This is a genomic window from Paenibacillus sp. FSL H8-0548 (genome assembly GCF_038630985.1).
In the GTDB taxonomy this organism is placed as follows: Bacteria; Bacillota; Bacilli; order Paenibacillales; family Paenibacillaceae; genus Pristimantibacillus.
Window position 1 is genome coordinate 6,846,152 of sequence record NZ_CP152049.1, and the last position, 14,789, is coordinate 6,860,940.

15 protein-coding genes and 1 riboswitch are annotated in these 14,789 nt (G+C 46.2%); of the genes, 2 read left to right on the forward strand and 13 right to left on the reverse strand.

Translation table 11 applies throughout. The features are described from left to right. The first annotated feature begins 93 nt into the window (after positions 1-93). Positions 94-1,335 (forward strand): flagellin lysine-N-methylase, encoded by a 1,242-nt coding sequence (gene fliB / locus MHI37_RS28875; RefSeq protein ID WP_076336309.1) that lies wholly within the window; start codon positions 94-96, stop codon positions 1,333-1,335. Between the two features lie 59 nt (positions 1,336-1,394). Here fliB and csrA read toward each other — a convergent pair whose 3' ends face one another. The 11 genes from csrA to MHI37_RS28930 all read right to left on the reverse strand — a co-directional run bounded on the left by csrA (position 1,395) and on the right by MHI37_RS28930 (position 10,481). Further along, entirely contained in the window at positions 1,395-1,637 is a 243-nt protein-coding gene (gene csrA / locus MHI37_RS28880) for a carbon storage regulator CsrA (RefSeq protein WP_076336310.1), read from the reverse strand. A 1-nt stretch (position 1,638) separates the two neighbouring features. Continuing rightward, entirely contained in the window at positions 1,639-2,058 is a 420-nt protein-coding gene (fliW, locus tag MHI37_RS28885) for a flagellar assembly protein FliW (protein WP_083676185.1), read from the reverse strand. Positions 2,059-2,177: 119 nt separating this feature from the next. After that, positions 2,178-2,750 carry a DUF6470 family protein gene (locus tag MHI37_RS28890; protein ID WP_076336312.1) on the reverse strand — a complete coding sequence of 191 codons (573 nt, stop codon included), beginning with the start codon at positions 2,748-2,750 and terminating at the stop codon, positions 2,178-2,180. 10 nt (positions 2,751-2,760) lie between these two features. After that, the gene (flgL, locus tag MHI37_RS28895) at positions 2,761-3,720 is read right to left on the reverse strand and encodes a flagellar hook-associated protein FlgL (RefSeq protein ID WP_076336313.1); all 960 of its coding nucleotides are present in this window, start codon (positions 3,718-3,720) and stop codon (positions 2,761-2,763) included. 34 nt (positions 3,721-3,754) lie between these two features. Beyond that, positions 3,755-5,314, reverse strand: coding sequence for a flagellar hook-associated protein FlgK (gene flgK / locus MHI37_RS28900; RefSeq protein ID WP_076336314.1), 1,560 nt, complete (start codon positions 5,312-5,314; stop codon positions 3,755-3,757). Positions 5,315-5,341: 27 nt separating this feature from the next. Continuing rightward, entirely contained in the window at positions 5,342-5,845 is a 504-nt protein-coding gene (locus MHI37_RS28905) for a flagellar protein FlgN (RefSeq protein ID WP_076336315.1), read from the reverse strand. Between the two features lie 8 nt (positions 5,846-5,853). After that, positions 5,854-6,120 (reverse strand): flagellar biosynthesis anti-sigma factor FlgM, encoded by a 267-nt coding sequence (gene flgM / locus MHI37_RS28910; protein WP_076336316.1) that lies wholly within the window; start codon positions 6,118-6,120, stop codon positions 5,854-5,856. A 109-nt stretch (positions 6,121-6,229) separates the two neighbouring features. Beyond that, a complete protein-coding gene (locus tag MHI37_RS28915) occupies positions 6,230-6,649 on the reverse strand; it encodes a TIGR03826 family flagellar region protein (RefSeq protein WP_076336317.1) in 420 nt (139 codons plus the stop codon). A 116-nt stretch (positions 6,650-6,765) separates the two neighbouring features. Next, positions 6,766-7,659, reverse strand: a complete 894-nt coding sequence (locus tag MHI37_RS28920; RefSeq protein WP_076336318.1) for a ComF family protein — start codon at positions 7,657-7,659, stop codon at positions 6,766-6,768. Continuing rightward, positions 7,656-9,872, reverse strand: a complete 2,217-nt coding sequence (locus MHI37_RS28925) for a helicase-related protein (RefSeq protein WP_076336319.1) — start codon at positions 9,870-9,872, stop codon at positions 7,656-7,658. The genes MHI37_RS28920 and MHI37_RS28925 overlap by 4 nt, the downstream gene beginning before the upstream one ends. A gap of 147 nt (positions 9,873-10,019) precedes the next feature. Further along, positions 10,020-10,481, reverse strand: a complete 462-nt coding sequence (locus MHI37_RS28930) for a hypothetical protein (protein WP_076336320.1) — start codon at positions 10,479-10,481, stop codon at positions 10,020-10,022. A 248-nt stretch (positions 10,482-10,729) separates the two neighbouring features. Continuing rightward, positions 10,730-10,813: riboswitch (cyclic di-GMP riboswitch) on the forward strand. A gap of 31 nt (positions 10,814-10,844) precedes the next feature. Here MHI37_RS28930 and MHI37_RS28935 point away from each other — a divergent pair. Beyond that, the gene (locus MHI37_RS28935) at positions 10,845-12,332 is read left to right on the forward strand and encodes a SpaA isopeptide-forming pilin-related protein (RefSeq protein WP_076336321.1); all 1,488 of its coding nucleotides are present in this window, start codon (positions 10,845-10,847) and stop codon (positions 12,330-12,332) included. Positions 12,333-12,887: 555 nt separating this feature from the next. Here MHI37_RS28935 and MHI37_RS28940 read toward each other — a convergent pair. Together MHI37_RS28940 and MHI37_RS28945 are read right to left on the reverse strand one after the other, a co-directional pair. Further along, a complete protein-coding gene (locus MHI37_RS28940) occupies positions 12,888-13,616 on the reverse strand; it encodes a response regulator transcription factor (protein ID WP_076336322.1) in 729 nt (242 codons plus the stop codon). Between the two features lie 7 nt (positions 13,617-13,623). Beyond that, on the reverse strand, positions 13,624-14,784 hold the full coding sequence (locus MHI37_RS28945; protein ID WP_076336323.1) for a sensor histidine kinase: 1,161 nt from the start codon (positions 14,782-14,784) through the stop codon (positions 13,624-13,626). Between the last annotated feature and the right edge of the window lie 5 nt (positions 14,785-14,789).

Consider the following 14,789-nt stretch of genomic DNA (forward strand, 5'->3'; position numbering starts at 1 on the left):
AGAGCATTGCAAATCATGTCGGATTACTTGCTGCAAAGGCCTGTTTTCTAACAATTAAGATGTGGCATTCTGAAAATTTGGGGAGGCAATTTAATGAGTACTCGTAATAGTTCAGCGATCATTCCTCAATACATGCGCGATTTCTCATGCATCGGTTCTGCTTGCGAGGATAGCTGCTGTATCGGATGGAAGGTTTCGATTGATGAGGATACGTACAAGAAATATAATCGCGTCCGCGATAAAGACTTAACATTCACGCTTCAAAAGAAAGTTACCCGCAATCGTTCAAACCCCAGTCCAAATAATTATGCAAAGATTAAGATGGAGCAGGATGGCAGTTGCCCGTTTCTCGATACCGAGAAGCTGTGCAGCATTCAAAAAAAACTGGGCGAGGAATATCTGTCTACGACATGCGCCACATACCCTAGAATGACTCGTAATGTGAATGATGTGCTAGAACAGTCTGGAACCGTATCCTGCCCCGAAATTGCGAGGCTTGCCTTGCTCAATCCAGATGGCATTGAATTTGATGAGGTCCAGAATCAAGTAGATGGAAGGTCTGTGAATGTAGGTTCACTGGACACTTCGGATATTCGTTTGAAAAACAGCCCAAAAAAATATTTATGGGAGCTTCGCATTTTCACCATCTCATTATTACAAAACCGCATGTACCCTTTACAAGATCGACTCATAATTTTAGGCATGTTCTATAATAAGCTCTCAGAGCTTATTAACGAGAAACAGCTAGATCAGATCCCCACTCTCATTAGCTCCTATACAAATATAGTAGAAAGCGGTTCACTTCGCGAATCACTTAACGGCATTCCTACACAGCAAAATTTGCAAATGGAGCTTATTAAAGCGATGACCGATGAACGTTTCCGGATGGGTATTAAGAACGAACGTTTTCTTCAATGCTTCACAGAGGCGCTCTTAGGACTGGGCTATGTAAAGGACTCTCTTTACGCCGATGTCGCTGCTAAGTATAGTGAAATGATCTCGCTCTATTATGAGCCATTTATGAATGAGCACGAATATATTATGGAAAACTATCTCGTAAATCATGTATTTAAAAATACCTTTCCATTCAGCGAATACGAAAATGTCTTTGAAGAGTATGTGATGCTCGTTGTACATTTCTCCATAATCAAAATGCTGTTTATCGGAGTAGGTGGCTATCATAAGGGAATGACCACTGATCTTGCAGTTAAAATTATACAGTCCTTCTCCAAAATGTTCGAGCATAACAAATCATTTCTCACTAAAATGTCCGATACACTGAAAAAAAATGGATATACTAGCATGGCCTATATGTCAATTCTCATAAAAAACTAATGATATTCAGAAAGGCTGCCAATCGTTATCGATGGCAGCCTTTGTTGTTCTATTCAAGCTTACGTTTTTGTTATTCGGCCGCTCTGGAGCAACCGTGCTATTTGATCAAGCGAGCCTGCATTATGGGCTGCTTCCTGATTCGAACTAATGATGGAATCATAAAGCTCTTTGCGATAGATATCGATTTCCTTAGGTGCGCGTATACCTAGCTTTACAGTATCCCCCTCCACCCCTAAAACCACTACCTCAATATCTCCATCAATAATAATCGATTCATTTTGTTTGCGTGATAATACGAGCATGCTAAGCCCCTCCTTGCAACGAGGAGCCTATCGACACTTCGAACAGCGGTGCTCGAGCACTGAAGCTGCTATTATGGATAATATGCTGTTTGCCTAATCTCTTTGTCTTGTTGAATACTAGCGGAGCAAGCAAATTTAATGTTGCTTCTTTGGGATCAGCAGGGATGGTTAGAATAGACCAGATCTCAACATCAGTCTCATCAGCAATTTCAAGCTCATCCATGACCGACTGGGGCAGATCCCATTCATAATCCGCTCGGAAATAAAAAGGGCTGGCAATCAAAAAAGAAATCTCATTATGATTCACAGGCTTGAGCAGCTTCATTGGCAAATCACCTTCTACTTCCGTCATCACAAATTGCTGCAAATTTTCGAAGCCGGGAATTCCATATTTGAAGTGGATGTTTTGTTCAGTCATCATGTGCATCTCCTTTTTTTCGCATACTCCCATAATAGAAAAACTATAGACCACAGTCTGCGTTGACGCAAACTTTCTGGATCTATAGTCTCGATACGGTTGCTGCTTGTAGCTATATTTGTTTAAAATGTAGTATTAATTTGCGGAGGAGTGATTTCTACACTCGCACGCTGACGCATATAAATATCCAGTTGACCAATAGTCGAACGATTAATTGGCGAGTTAACCTCAACTGTTCTATCGACATAACCCTCTTTAGAGTCAATTGACAGCTGTCCCTCTGAATAATTCACATGAACGTTTAGATAGGAAGCAGGCCCGCTGACATTGAAATTTGTTTTTTTATCACGCCAATCCTTTGCCATGCTAGGAATTGGATTATTCCCCTGCGACTGCGCAATATTACCGAGCCTATCTCCATCCTGCATACGTCGTGCAATACCATTTAATGCTATGCTTTTGGCTTGCGTGTAAATTCGATTCATCACTGTCGTAGGGCTTGCGAGTCCCAGCGCATCCCAGGCTTTATCTTGATTAATCTCCAGGCGCCCATCCGTATGTGAAATTTGAAGCTCCGCGTTAACCTGCTTCATCTTAATACTTGCTTCAGGCTGTTCAAGCTTCAGCTTGCCTCGTTCAGCACTCATTCCGATTTGAGCCATCTGCTGTTTAATTTGAATTTGGGGTATGGACATATGCCTCACCCTATCTCAAGAAATCAAGTAGGCTTGGTTGAATGATCTTTGCGCCTGCCGACAACGAAGCTTGGTAGACGTTCTCTTCCGTAGTAATATTCGTAATGACCTCTGCCAAATCAGCATCTTCAATTTTGGATTGCAGTTCCTGCAAGTTCAGACTAACGTCAGCCAAACGGCTTTGGACAAGCTCTACACGATTGGTACGTGCGCCAACTTCGGCACGCTTGGTCAGCATGCTGTTTAAGCGGCTGTCGATTTGTCCAAGCATATTGCTTAGACCTGTCTGATCGCCTGACTCTAGCATTTCAAACGCATTCCGTAATAGGTGAAACGCATTATCACTTGTCGTATCCGGTTCCGTTACGATCGGATCTCCGAACACTTCTGTTCCTGTAACGTTAGTAGTCATCGTCATTCCTGGCGACAATTCATATTGTATCTTTCCCGTATCGGTTACGTTGCTGTAAGCCTTCGTCTGCGGCGGGACTGCAAGAGGATCAATCGATTCCTCCAACGTCAACGTAGAGTACGGCTTCGTATCCGTTAACTCCCCGTTAAACATTTGCTTCCCATTAAACTGGCTGTTGCCAATTTCAATCATCTGGTTGTATAACTGTGAAACCTCCGTCTTAATCGCATTCAAGCTTGTTTCCTCCAGCGTTCCGTTCGCACCTTTAACGACCAGTTCTCTGAAGCGCTGCATAATATCAGTAGCCTGTCCAACGGTTGTATCCATATATTCAAGCTGGGATAATGCTGAATCTGCATTAGCCCTATACTGATCATTCGTGGCAATCTCCGAACGGTAACGCAGTGCGTACGTTACACCAACTGGATCATCAGATGCCTTGTTAATTTTTCTGCCTGTAGACAGCTGCTCCTGAAGCGTGTTCAAACGATTCAAGTTCTTATTCAAGTTACCTAACAACTGCGTGTTCATCATCGATTGCGTGACTCGAAATGACATAATGCTCTACCTCCGAATTGGTTCAATTCTTATTTTACAGACCGACACGGCCCATATTGTTAATGACACGATCCAGCATCTCATCGATCATTGTCATATTACGGGCAGCTGCATTATATGCATGCTGGTATTTAATCATATTCGACATTTCTTCATCCAATGAAACACCGCTCACTGACATACGATTCGAATCAACCTGATCGACAAGCGTTTGTTGATTGGCTTGGAGGCGTTTTGCTTCACTCGTCTGCACACCCAGCTTACCCACAACAGAACGGAAATACGTATCGATCGTATTCATGCTCGTACCGCTGTTAGATGAATCGAAATCAAACTTCGTGTCACGCATTTTGGACATTAATACTGACATCATATTGTTGCCCACTACAGCCGTTTCCGTACCATCCTCATTGAATGTTACACGCATCGAGGTAGCGATTTTGCTCGGATCCGTATCAATAGCTGAATTCAACCTTAGGTTTAATGCAGTTAGGTTTTCCGTACTTCCGGAAGCATCCGTGAAGATAGGCAAACCAGGCTCTCCAGATAGCGTATAGCCAAGCTGATGCAGACCATTCAAGCCTTTAACAGTAACCGGTAGGTCTTCAGTTAGCTCTCGACTAGTTCCCGTATAAGATACACCGTTTAATATGGTACCCTCAGGCAGAATCGATCCCTTAGGGATCGTAACTTGAAATTCTCCGTTCGCGATTGTGTTGGCCATAGCATTAAGATTATCTATATATCCTTGAACATGTGAATCTCTAGAATATATCGTGCCGTAAATAGCTCCATTGTTCAAATCGCCCGATGCGATAGCTGCTGTTACGTCTGCCATTTCAAGTGGTGTTGCTGTCTTGCCATTCACTAGCTCAATTCCGCCCATAGAAATAGAGTATCCGTTCGACATCTCTTTCATATTGATATTAACAAGCCCAGACAGCTCATCTGTTAGCAAATCACGTTGATCGCGCAAATCATTTGCTCGATCTCCCATGGCTTCGATGCGTTCGATCTCTCCATTAAGCTGTGCAATCGTATTAATAATAGAATTAAGATTGGAAAGATTAATCTCAGCATTTTCGGTCAAATCTGATTTCAAATCATTTAGTTGATTAGCTGTATAGTTAAAGGTATCGATCAATGCCGCTGTTTGTTCTTTAACAACCGCTCGTCCGTCCACGCTATCCGGGTTTACACTAAGATCAGACCATGCATTCCAGAAGTTTGACAATACGGTTTGCAAACCGGTGTTACTCGGTTCGTTCACAATACCCTCAAGCTTATTCAGTGTATCTAACTGGACGGTTTGATTGCCAAGCCATTTGTATTCACTATGGAATTGATCATCAAGAAAGCGATTTCGAACACGGTCAATTGAGCTCGCTTCAACACCTGTTCCCAATTGTCCCGCAGCTGTGGATTTTGAATATCCCAATGCTTCAATCGACCGTGATGCTGTCATATTTACAACTTGTCTCGTATAGCCTGCTGTGTTTGCATTGGCGATGTTATGTCCGGTTGTATTAAGTGCGGTTTGTGAAGTAAACAAGCTGCGACGAGCCGTTTCCAATCCGTGAAATGTAGATCCCATGATATCGCTCCTTCTTTTGTTGAAAAACTACATTTTCATATTAAAACGACCGCTTCTTTGATAAGCATTACCTTGCAAGGCACGATGGTAGGTAACATCCTCATCTACTGGCCCAAGCAGCAAATCTTGCGTAAAATGAAGATATTCCAATTTCATACGCGTTAGCTGCTGGTTGAATTCGTTAATATCTTGAAGCTTCTTAATTACCTCTGACATTTCAAGCCATATGGCCTGCAGCTGCTGTTTTTCATTCGCGTGGTAGACTACCTGTATAAGCTTCTCCATTTTGAAAGATCGATGGGCGGTCAGCTTCTGATCCAGCATATATTTCCCAATTAAAAAGACTCGCCGCTGCTCCAGCTCCAATACCCGCTGAACGCTCTTCTTTTCTTTACTGGAAATATACGAGATGGTCTCCACGCTGTTTGCGGTGATTGCTGTTGTCTTCGCATTCCCATATTCAATAAGTTGTCTATGCTCATCAATCAGCTCGCGCAATATCTCGATTATTTGCAGGATGTACTCATTCATCTAGAGAACTACTCCTTCAGGTAGGGAAGCAGCCTCTCAGCAATCTTACCCGCTTCCACATGATATGTGCCTGATGCTACTTCGTTTTTCAACTGCTCGATATGCTGCGTTCTGTCCGCTCCGCTAGCCTTGCTTGTCGTTAGCAGCTCCTTGGCCGCTGCTGATATTTGGACCTCGTCCTTCTGCTTGGCCTTGCTTGCTCCGGTCGCTTTGAAATCATTTTGCTTCTGATACTGGTTGAACGCTCCAACACGATTCGTCTCATTTATTTTCATTTTATCCACCTCATTATTTACGAGAACTAAAAAAGCCGATTACCTTTACAAGTATTATCGGCTTCAGTCAAGTGAAATTTTATAGTGTAAAAAAAACATTAGTATAAAATCATTTTTTATCCTTGTATCTATCAAGGCCTTTATAGACACCGTTTTCTTTGTTGAATCCTTTTGATTGATCTTTTCTAGCCAAATCCTCAAACATTTGCTTCTTATCCTTATCGATCCGGTTACGGCACTCATCGCAGAGATGATGCTCACGGATCAGCGTCCCGCAGGATTCACACGGATACGACATATTCGGAGCATTAATAATCGAGATTCGGCCTTCGCGGATGAATTTCGTAATTTGCTTAATGGACACCCCGGTAGCTTCAGATACCTCTGTTATGATCGAACCCTTGAATTCACGCAAATAATCTGCGCAAAGCTGATACTCATTATCAATTTCGCGCAAGCATGACGGGCACACGTCTCTAAAATGTTTGGCAAACAGCTTTCCGCAGCGAGGACAATTGTCTAAATTCATCGCTCTGAGCCCCCTTTTTTTTCATCGGTATGGTCATTAGTTATTTTCATTCTAATCGAAAAAGCTAACTTTTTCACTATCAATCTATTACAAAGCCTTACGCTCCATAGAATCACTTAGGAACGAGCCCATGTCAAAACATAGATTTCTAAAGGAAACTGCGCATGCTGGTGAAGCGCCTGTGCGCACGCCTCCGCCGTGCTCCCCGTTGTATATATATCGTCAATAAGCAGAATACGGATAGTACTATAAGATAATTGCGATTTGCGTATAGGAAGATTACCATTCGTTTTCAAACTAGTAAACTCGGCATGATTAACGGTAAAAAGAGCTTTTGTATCACTCATCCTCTCTGCACGCGTTTTGAAGCTTTGCTTCTCGGAGTGTCGGGATCGAGTAAGTAAACTCATGAGCGGCAAACGGTATTTCGCGGCGATATGGCTCGCTAGCTGCTCCGCTTGATTAAAGCCTCGCTCCATTGAACGTTCTGTACTAATAGGGACATAGGTAATCGCATCCCAATAATTAGACATTGTCACTTTTGACCTAGAGGATCGAGTGCGTGGCCTCAAATGCTGCGCTGCTATTTCATTCGTCATCGACTCGAAGGCAGGAATAAGCATATCGCCAAGCAGCGGAGCAAGCCGCTCATTGCCTCGGTATTTATAGAGAGCGAGCATCTCTCTCATAGCGGGGTTATAGCGCACCGCGCTGCGGTTGCACACGAATGCCCGCCTAGGGCTTCGCACGCAATCCTCGCAAGCGATGCCCCGGCCGCAGCGAGTACAAGCGATGCGGCTGAGCCAAGGTATTGCGGAGAGGCACGCTCCGCAAAGCGATTGTCGAAGCTGGGTCGTCAGCTTCGATTGGTTGTAAGCGGCCGCGCTGCGAGCCTCGTCAAATGGCTTGCCGCATAGGAGGCATGCGGCAGAACTAGGGGCGAGCAGCTGCGCTGCCGTGGCGAAGGCGGACGGAAGCCGCCGGAGCCTGTTGAATAGCGAGGCGATCATGTAGACGAGCCTCCTTTGCCTGCGGGGAGCAAGTAGCCGTGCTTGCGAGCCATGCGGTTCATCGTTTGAATATGACGCACCGCAGAGAGCTGAGCATGATTGCGTTCACGACTGCAAAAATATACCTGCCCAAACGGATCATCTGCCGAGCGGCCAGCTCTACCTGCCATTTGAACTAAGGAGGCCTCGTCGAACAACCGCCCATCTGCATCCAATATATAGACGTCGCTCTTTGGAATCGTGACTCCTCTCTCAAGTATCGTCGTGGTGACCAGCACCCTGATCTCACGTGTGCGGAAACGCTGAACCTTTTCCGCGCGCTCCGCATCTTGTGAGGAGGTCGCCGCTACTGCCCCTTGCATCAGCACATCTCGCAGCATGGCAGCCATTGGCTCGGTTTGAGCAATCCGCTGAACAAACACGAACAGCTGAGCACCGCGCATGAGCGACTTCTGCATCGCGGCTTGCAGCCTCGATGGCAGCCTTCTCTGCTGAAGCATTTGCTGTACGGCTGGAATTTGGAGCAGCTTAGGCACAGGAAGTGGATGGCGATGATAGCGTACTGGCACCCTCGCATGCGGCAGCTTGCCGCGCTTTGCTGCACGCTGCAGCTCACTTGGCGGCGTGGCAGAAAGCAGCAGCCGAGCGGCGCCAGGTGCACAGCTCTTGTCTGCAGCGTAGTGAAGCATGGGATCGCCGGCATAGGGAAAAGCATCCAGCTCATCAATGACCACTAGATCAAACCCTTGGTAAAATCGCAGCAGCTGATGCGTAGTAGCCAGTGTAATATCTCCGCTCTCCCAGCGCTGCGCGCTTCCACCGTATAAGGTAACAACCGACGCCGCAGGGAAAGCTTTCCGAATGCGCGGATCAAGCTCGATTACAACGTCGCGGCGCGGCGTTGCAATAAGCGCCCTGCCGCCCCGCTGCAGTACCGATCCCAACAGCGGGAAAATCATCTCCGTCTTGCCCGCCCCAGTTACAGCCCAAAGAAGAAAATCTCTCTTGGGAGCGGATTCTCTCCCTCCTGCCTGTGTCGACTCCGCAGCCTGTCCCTCAACAAAACGCAGCGCCTTGGCAGCAGCCGCAGTCTGAGCAGGGCTCAGTCCCCATTTACCCAGACTCTGCTCTGCTGATATCTGCTGCATAGCCTGCTTCGTCCCGCCCTGCTCCGCACTTCGCTTCAACTGGGCAGCTCGCTGTCCAATCACCAGCAGCTCGCATTCCCGGCTCCGCCCCATCCCAATGCACGCCGTGCAATAGGCGCAAACCCGCCCGCACGCAGCACATGCCGTGCGGTGCAGCTTCGCCTCGCCACTCCCGCAGCGCAAGCAGCTGCACTCGCGCCTGCGGCGCCTCAACCCGTCCACTCGCACGCCCGCTTCAGCGGCGACTGATCCGCCAAGGCGCACCCGCCCGAGCAGCGCAGCAAGCTGGAGCACTGCGCTCCAGCTTGCCGCGGCACCGGGTCCCCCTGCGCCAGTGAGCAGGGCGTGCGCCTCGCTGCGCAATAGCGCACGTCCCTGCAATACATCCGCGGCAAGCTCCGCCCATGCCGCGACCAGGCCCAGCGTGCTTACGCTGAGCATAGGCCCTTTCATTGCATATGTTTCTCTAGATCTGCCTTCATTTTCTCCATACCAGCTCGCTGCATTCGCTCTTTCCCTCAGCTCACTATAACTACCCGCTAAACTCGTCCTTTTCTCACTCAGTCCAATCACACCGATCCCGCTCTTTCCCTCCTTCTGCTCCCCATACCTTTCCGCTGCACTTCTCCTTTTCTCCCGCTCCCAGACCACACCTAATCGAAGCAAGCCTTCTCTATCCCACTCCGCAGTCCGTACAGGATGGATTCTCCTTTGCCACCGCCACTTCCAGCGTGCTGCCTGTCCATTTTCCGCTTCAAGCTTTGCCTCCCGAGTACAGGCAAGCAGCAGCTCAATCGCTCCTACACAATCAACAACTGCCTGCCTCTCTTTCCAAACTCCACTCCCGCTCCTCATTGCAATATCCCATAGCTCCACTGCGCGAGAGGCATCAGAAAGCGGAAGCTCCTCCAGCAGCAGCCAGCCTGAATGAGCAAGCTCACCATTTAAGCAGCCGGCCTCTTCGAAATGCCCATTCATCCAATAATGCTTATCCACCTCAGAGTTGATGGTCAGCCTAGCTTTCCATTGCTTGCGCACCTCTACGATATACACTTGAACCCTCATCCTAATTCGCCCCCGATCGCTTGTCAGTATCGAGCACACTGAGCATAACGACCAACGGCTGCATAAACGAAAAGAAACACACTCATCGACGCAGCCTGCGTTATGGAGTGTGCTTCACTCTTTGTATGAAATTACCATAATCATATACTAAAATGGCATTTTCGACAAATCTGACGGATTTTGCAAATCAATTAATACCGCATGATCCGCTTGCGAAACGATGCCCTCAGCCTGCAGCAGCCACAAAAGCTGGGTCCCCTCTATCCCCTTCATTTGTGAGCGCTTACTATCATCATTTTCTGTCATTTGTATTTGCTTTTTAGGGTGAACGTTAACCTCCCGGCCTCCTCTAGCCAAACGGTCAACCATTGCTCGCGTCTCTTCTGAGACACCATGATCAACAATGGTCAAACGCACATTTCGACCCATTCTGCGTGAAAATGAAAATAACGAACGTACGTACCACTCCAAATTTCTCTGCCGATCGTCCGCTACGAGCACATAATGCTGGCTGGAACGCTGCCTTCCACGCCAAATTCGATACGCCAGATGCACGAATAATGCAGCCAGAACATAGCAGCCAATGACTAATAATAGAAGCTCAAGCATAGCGGCCACCTCCTCTTTGTGACACTATATGCTGAGATGAGCCCACTGGTTACCCACCTGAGGGACAAGACGACAAAATGCACCAAAAGCCAAACAGCAGCCCGCTTTTACCGAATCATAATAGTCAAAATACGACAAAGAAACACCCTTGAGCAATTTACAATATATGTTATCATTTTACTATATCCTTGTAGTTGTATGATGGTGAGCATAATGATCGAGGGAGAAGGTGGACTTTACTTATCCATAACTACCAGGGAAGCGATGAAATATAATCTGCATTTGGACACTTGGATTATATGGAGCTAGTAGTGTAACCGGCCCTCTTAGAACCACACTACCTATCTAAGAGGAGAGTGCTTAATGTATTATTGGAAAAAACGGGTTTCTGTAAGTTTATCCATTTTATTAATTCTTTCATTAGCGCTTGGCTCACTGGTCATGGCGGATGCAGGAAGCAGCGGAGGCTCGGCCACAACCGACCCGATTATCGAAAATAGCTGTCAGCAATATTCAGACGACAAAATAAATGTGGAAGCAACTAACGCAAGCATCGTAGACAATGGTGACGGCACAGCAACAGCAACCTTCAAAACCAAGCTCGATTGTGTGAGAGTAAGCTTTTCCTCCTATGCGGCCCCCGAGGATTGGACTCTTGGCCCAAATGAAACTACAATTCCCTACCTCTTGCAGACGCACTTTAACGGCAAGACGATTGAATATCCGAAAGCTGGGAGCCATTCGATCACGATTAATATCCCAAAATGCCTCCCTTATCAATTAGATATCTACAGCGGCAAAGAGCTTATCACATTAGGTGTGGGTGCTCATGGCGATAAAATTTTAGGCTGGAAGCTTAAGCTTACCAACACCTGTAAAGGAAATATCACAATTAATAAATTCTTGAACCATGTAGACGGAGCACCACATGCCGGTATTACCTTCGAGCTCTGGAAAAATGACGTTTTATACACTACCGGAGCAACGGACGTCAATGGAGTTCTACAATTCAATGATCTTCCGATTGGAAACTACGTATTAAAAGAGCAAACCTTGAACGGCTTCACTACAGATCTGGCGATAACCGAGCAAATAGCAGTCACCATGGATTCCTCAAAGCTAAAAGTCGTCATCAACACCCCTAAGCTAAAATTAGAAGCCGCTTGCTCTGCCGATCCAAATCAAACAAGAAACTGGACTGTCATCAACGAGAGCGATATTGAAGTTCCTTACACATGGGATATTACAGGCTCACCTCAAACGGGTGGAGGAACTGTTGCAGGAGCAGCCTCAACTCCAATTATTTCTACCGCCGAAATAACCGATCCAATCGCTCCAAATACTTTAAATCTTCACTGGGGGAGTGATAAAACGATATCCCTTGTGAACAGTGGCGAGTTATGCCCTACGCCAACACCAACAACACCGCCAAGTCCTACACCTACAACAGAGACCTCTCCCACACCTACGATAAGCACCACACCTACAACGGAGACCTCTCCTACACCTACGACAGGCTCTACACCTACAACAGTGACTTCTCCTACACCTACGACAAACACTACGCCTACAACGGAGACCTCTCCTGCACCTACGACAAGTACTGCGCCTTCAGAAACACCAGATGTATTAATTGATCTAGAGGATGAGGATACACCGATAGGAGGAGTTAATGCAGGTGTCAGTGATGAAGTCCCAATCGAAACGATTGTTGACTTAGGCGAAAATAAAGTTCCACTCGCTGCCCTTCCAAAAACAGGGGACTCCAGTCCAATTCCATATTATCTTATCGGTGCCTTTGCACTGACTGTTGGTTTCACCTCACTGCGCAAGCAAAGAAAACAACGCTAACGTAATGTACAAATTTACTTCATGACAAGGTGAAACGGCTGTCGCCGTCCTTTAGCGGCGCCAGCGCGTTTCACTCCCAAAAATATAGAGAAAGCATTGCGAAATGATATACTTTCCTATATTTCAAAAAAAGGGGGCTTCCCATAAGGTCATTGACCAAGGTGGGATAGCCCCTTTTTAGGTGGGATTAGTGGCGGAGGATGGTCATTTCGTGCGAATAAGAACACATAGGTGCAAATTACCAACTACTTGAGTTAAAAAAACCAGGTACGCGAAAAGCTTCGCAGCCAAGAAGACTGCGCGTTAGCCGTTCGGCGTATGATTAAGCCTGTGTTTGTTGGTGATATGAAAAGCAACCGTAGATTTCGAAGGTTTCTGCTTCGAGGCTTACCTAAAGTAAGTCTAGAGGTCGGGTGGTTTTCGCTTGCCCATCAGTTGCTTAAGCAAGCATATCACTTTTGGGAGTGCCGCTTCTCATTCTTGGAGTTTATCGGTTTGACTATACGAAGAAGTCCCGCAACCTAAGGTGCGGGACTTCTCGCTGTATGTAAGCTGCTACAAAGTAACCCAGCCATATTTTATCGATTGAATAACTGCTTGTGTACGATCGTCAACTTCCATTTTTTGCAAAATGCTGCTGACATGGTTTTTTACTGTTTTTTCACTAATGAACAAAAACTCTCCGATTAGCTTATTGCTCTTGCCTTCAGCCATTAGACGCAATACCTCCGCCTCGCGGCGAGTAAGCGGGCTATCGTCGCCTGCGACAAACTTCACTCCCGGCTCCTTAGCAGCAGCTGCTCCTGAAACAATGCCCATTTCGTCCAAATAAGTCATGCGACGAAGCTGGTTGATCAATTTGCCCGTAACTTTAGGATGAATGTACGCATGCCCTTGAACAACTGAACGTATCGCGTTAATTAGCGATTCCGCTTCCATATCCTTAAGCAGGTAACCTGTCGCCCCTTTGCGAAGCGTTTCAAACACATAGCTCTCATCATCATGAATAGATAAAATGATAACCTTTACATCAGGAAATAGGCTCTTTAATCGTTCCGTTGCAACAACACCGTTCTCGATAGGCATATTGATATCCATCAATACGATTTCTGGAATCGTATGATTGCAAAATTCCATCACTTGAATGCCGTCTCCGCATTCGCCAATAACTTCAAGATCGTCTTCCATATTCAGAATCCGCTTGAGTCCTTCACGAAAAAGCTGGTGGTCATCCGCAAGTAAAATTTTGATTGTATTCGCGCTGCTTGCAGGTTTTTGGATCATCATCATCTTACTCCTTTCTAGATTCGGCAGTTGTTGGTATATCTATTATAATTTTCGTCCCACTATCGGGATTTGAGTCTATATCCATCCTTCCTTCTATCAGCTCTATCCTCTCTCTCATCCCTACTAATCCAAAATGTGCGTTTCGACTAGCATCCTGCTCGATTAAATCGCTATTGAAACCAACGCCATTGTCATAGATGACGAGTGAAAGGTGATTAGGCTGAAAGTTTATTTCGAGCACGATATGAGAAGCGCTCGCATGCTTTAGAGCATTAGTAAAGGCTTCCTGAACCAAACGATATACAGCTGCTTCCATAGCAGAGGGCAACCGAGCTTCTTTTCCATTCAGCTCGAAAACCGTATGTATCTTCGTTTTCTCTTCAAAATCCTGCGTGAATTTACGAAGAGTCGGTACGAGTCCCAAGTCATCCAGCGCCATCGGCCGCAAATTAAATATAATTTTGCGTATTTCCTCAAGGCCTGATCGAACCTGTCCTTTCAAATCTACTAATTCTTCCTGTACCATCACAAATTCCTGCTTGATAAGCATACGTTCTGCAATTTCTGTTCGAAGAACAATATTTGCGAGAGATTGAGCCGGGCCGTCATGAATCTCTCTAGCGATCCGCTTTCGCTCTTCCTCTTGCGCCAGTATGATCTTCAAGCCAAGCAGCTGCCTTGTTTTGGCCGATTCCAGTATCCGAGTAACCTGATTCAAATCTCCAGATAAATATTCAAGTACAACATTTATTTGTGAAGCAATTGTTTCAGCCCGCTCGATTGAAGTTTCCACATTGCGAACACGCATTTGCAAATCATCTCGACGCGCCTTCAAGTAGGACTCCTTCTCGCGGTAAACCATCAGATCTAGTTGAATTTGTGTAGCCTTCTCATAGGCAGACTTAATATCATCTTCCTTGTAGCGTACGAAATCTCGGCTGACTTCCGTCAATCGTACACGCGCACGGCGGTAATCCTGCTCCAGCTGATCGACCTTATCGATCGTCTTCACTGTTTCCTGAAGCACAACCTCAAGCTCCTGTTCAAGCGCTTCAAGCTCCGTACGCGCCGATTCACATATTTCATAAATCTGATATTTACTGTCTTCCATAACCTCGATCGCATTTTTAATAACTCGATTTATATCTACTGTAAGGTGGTCCACAACAG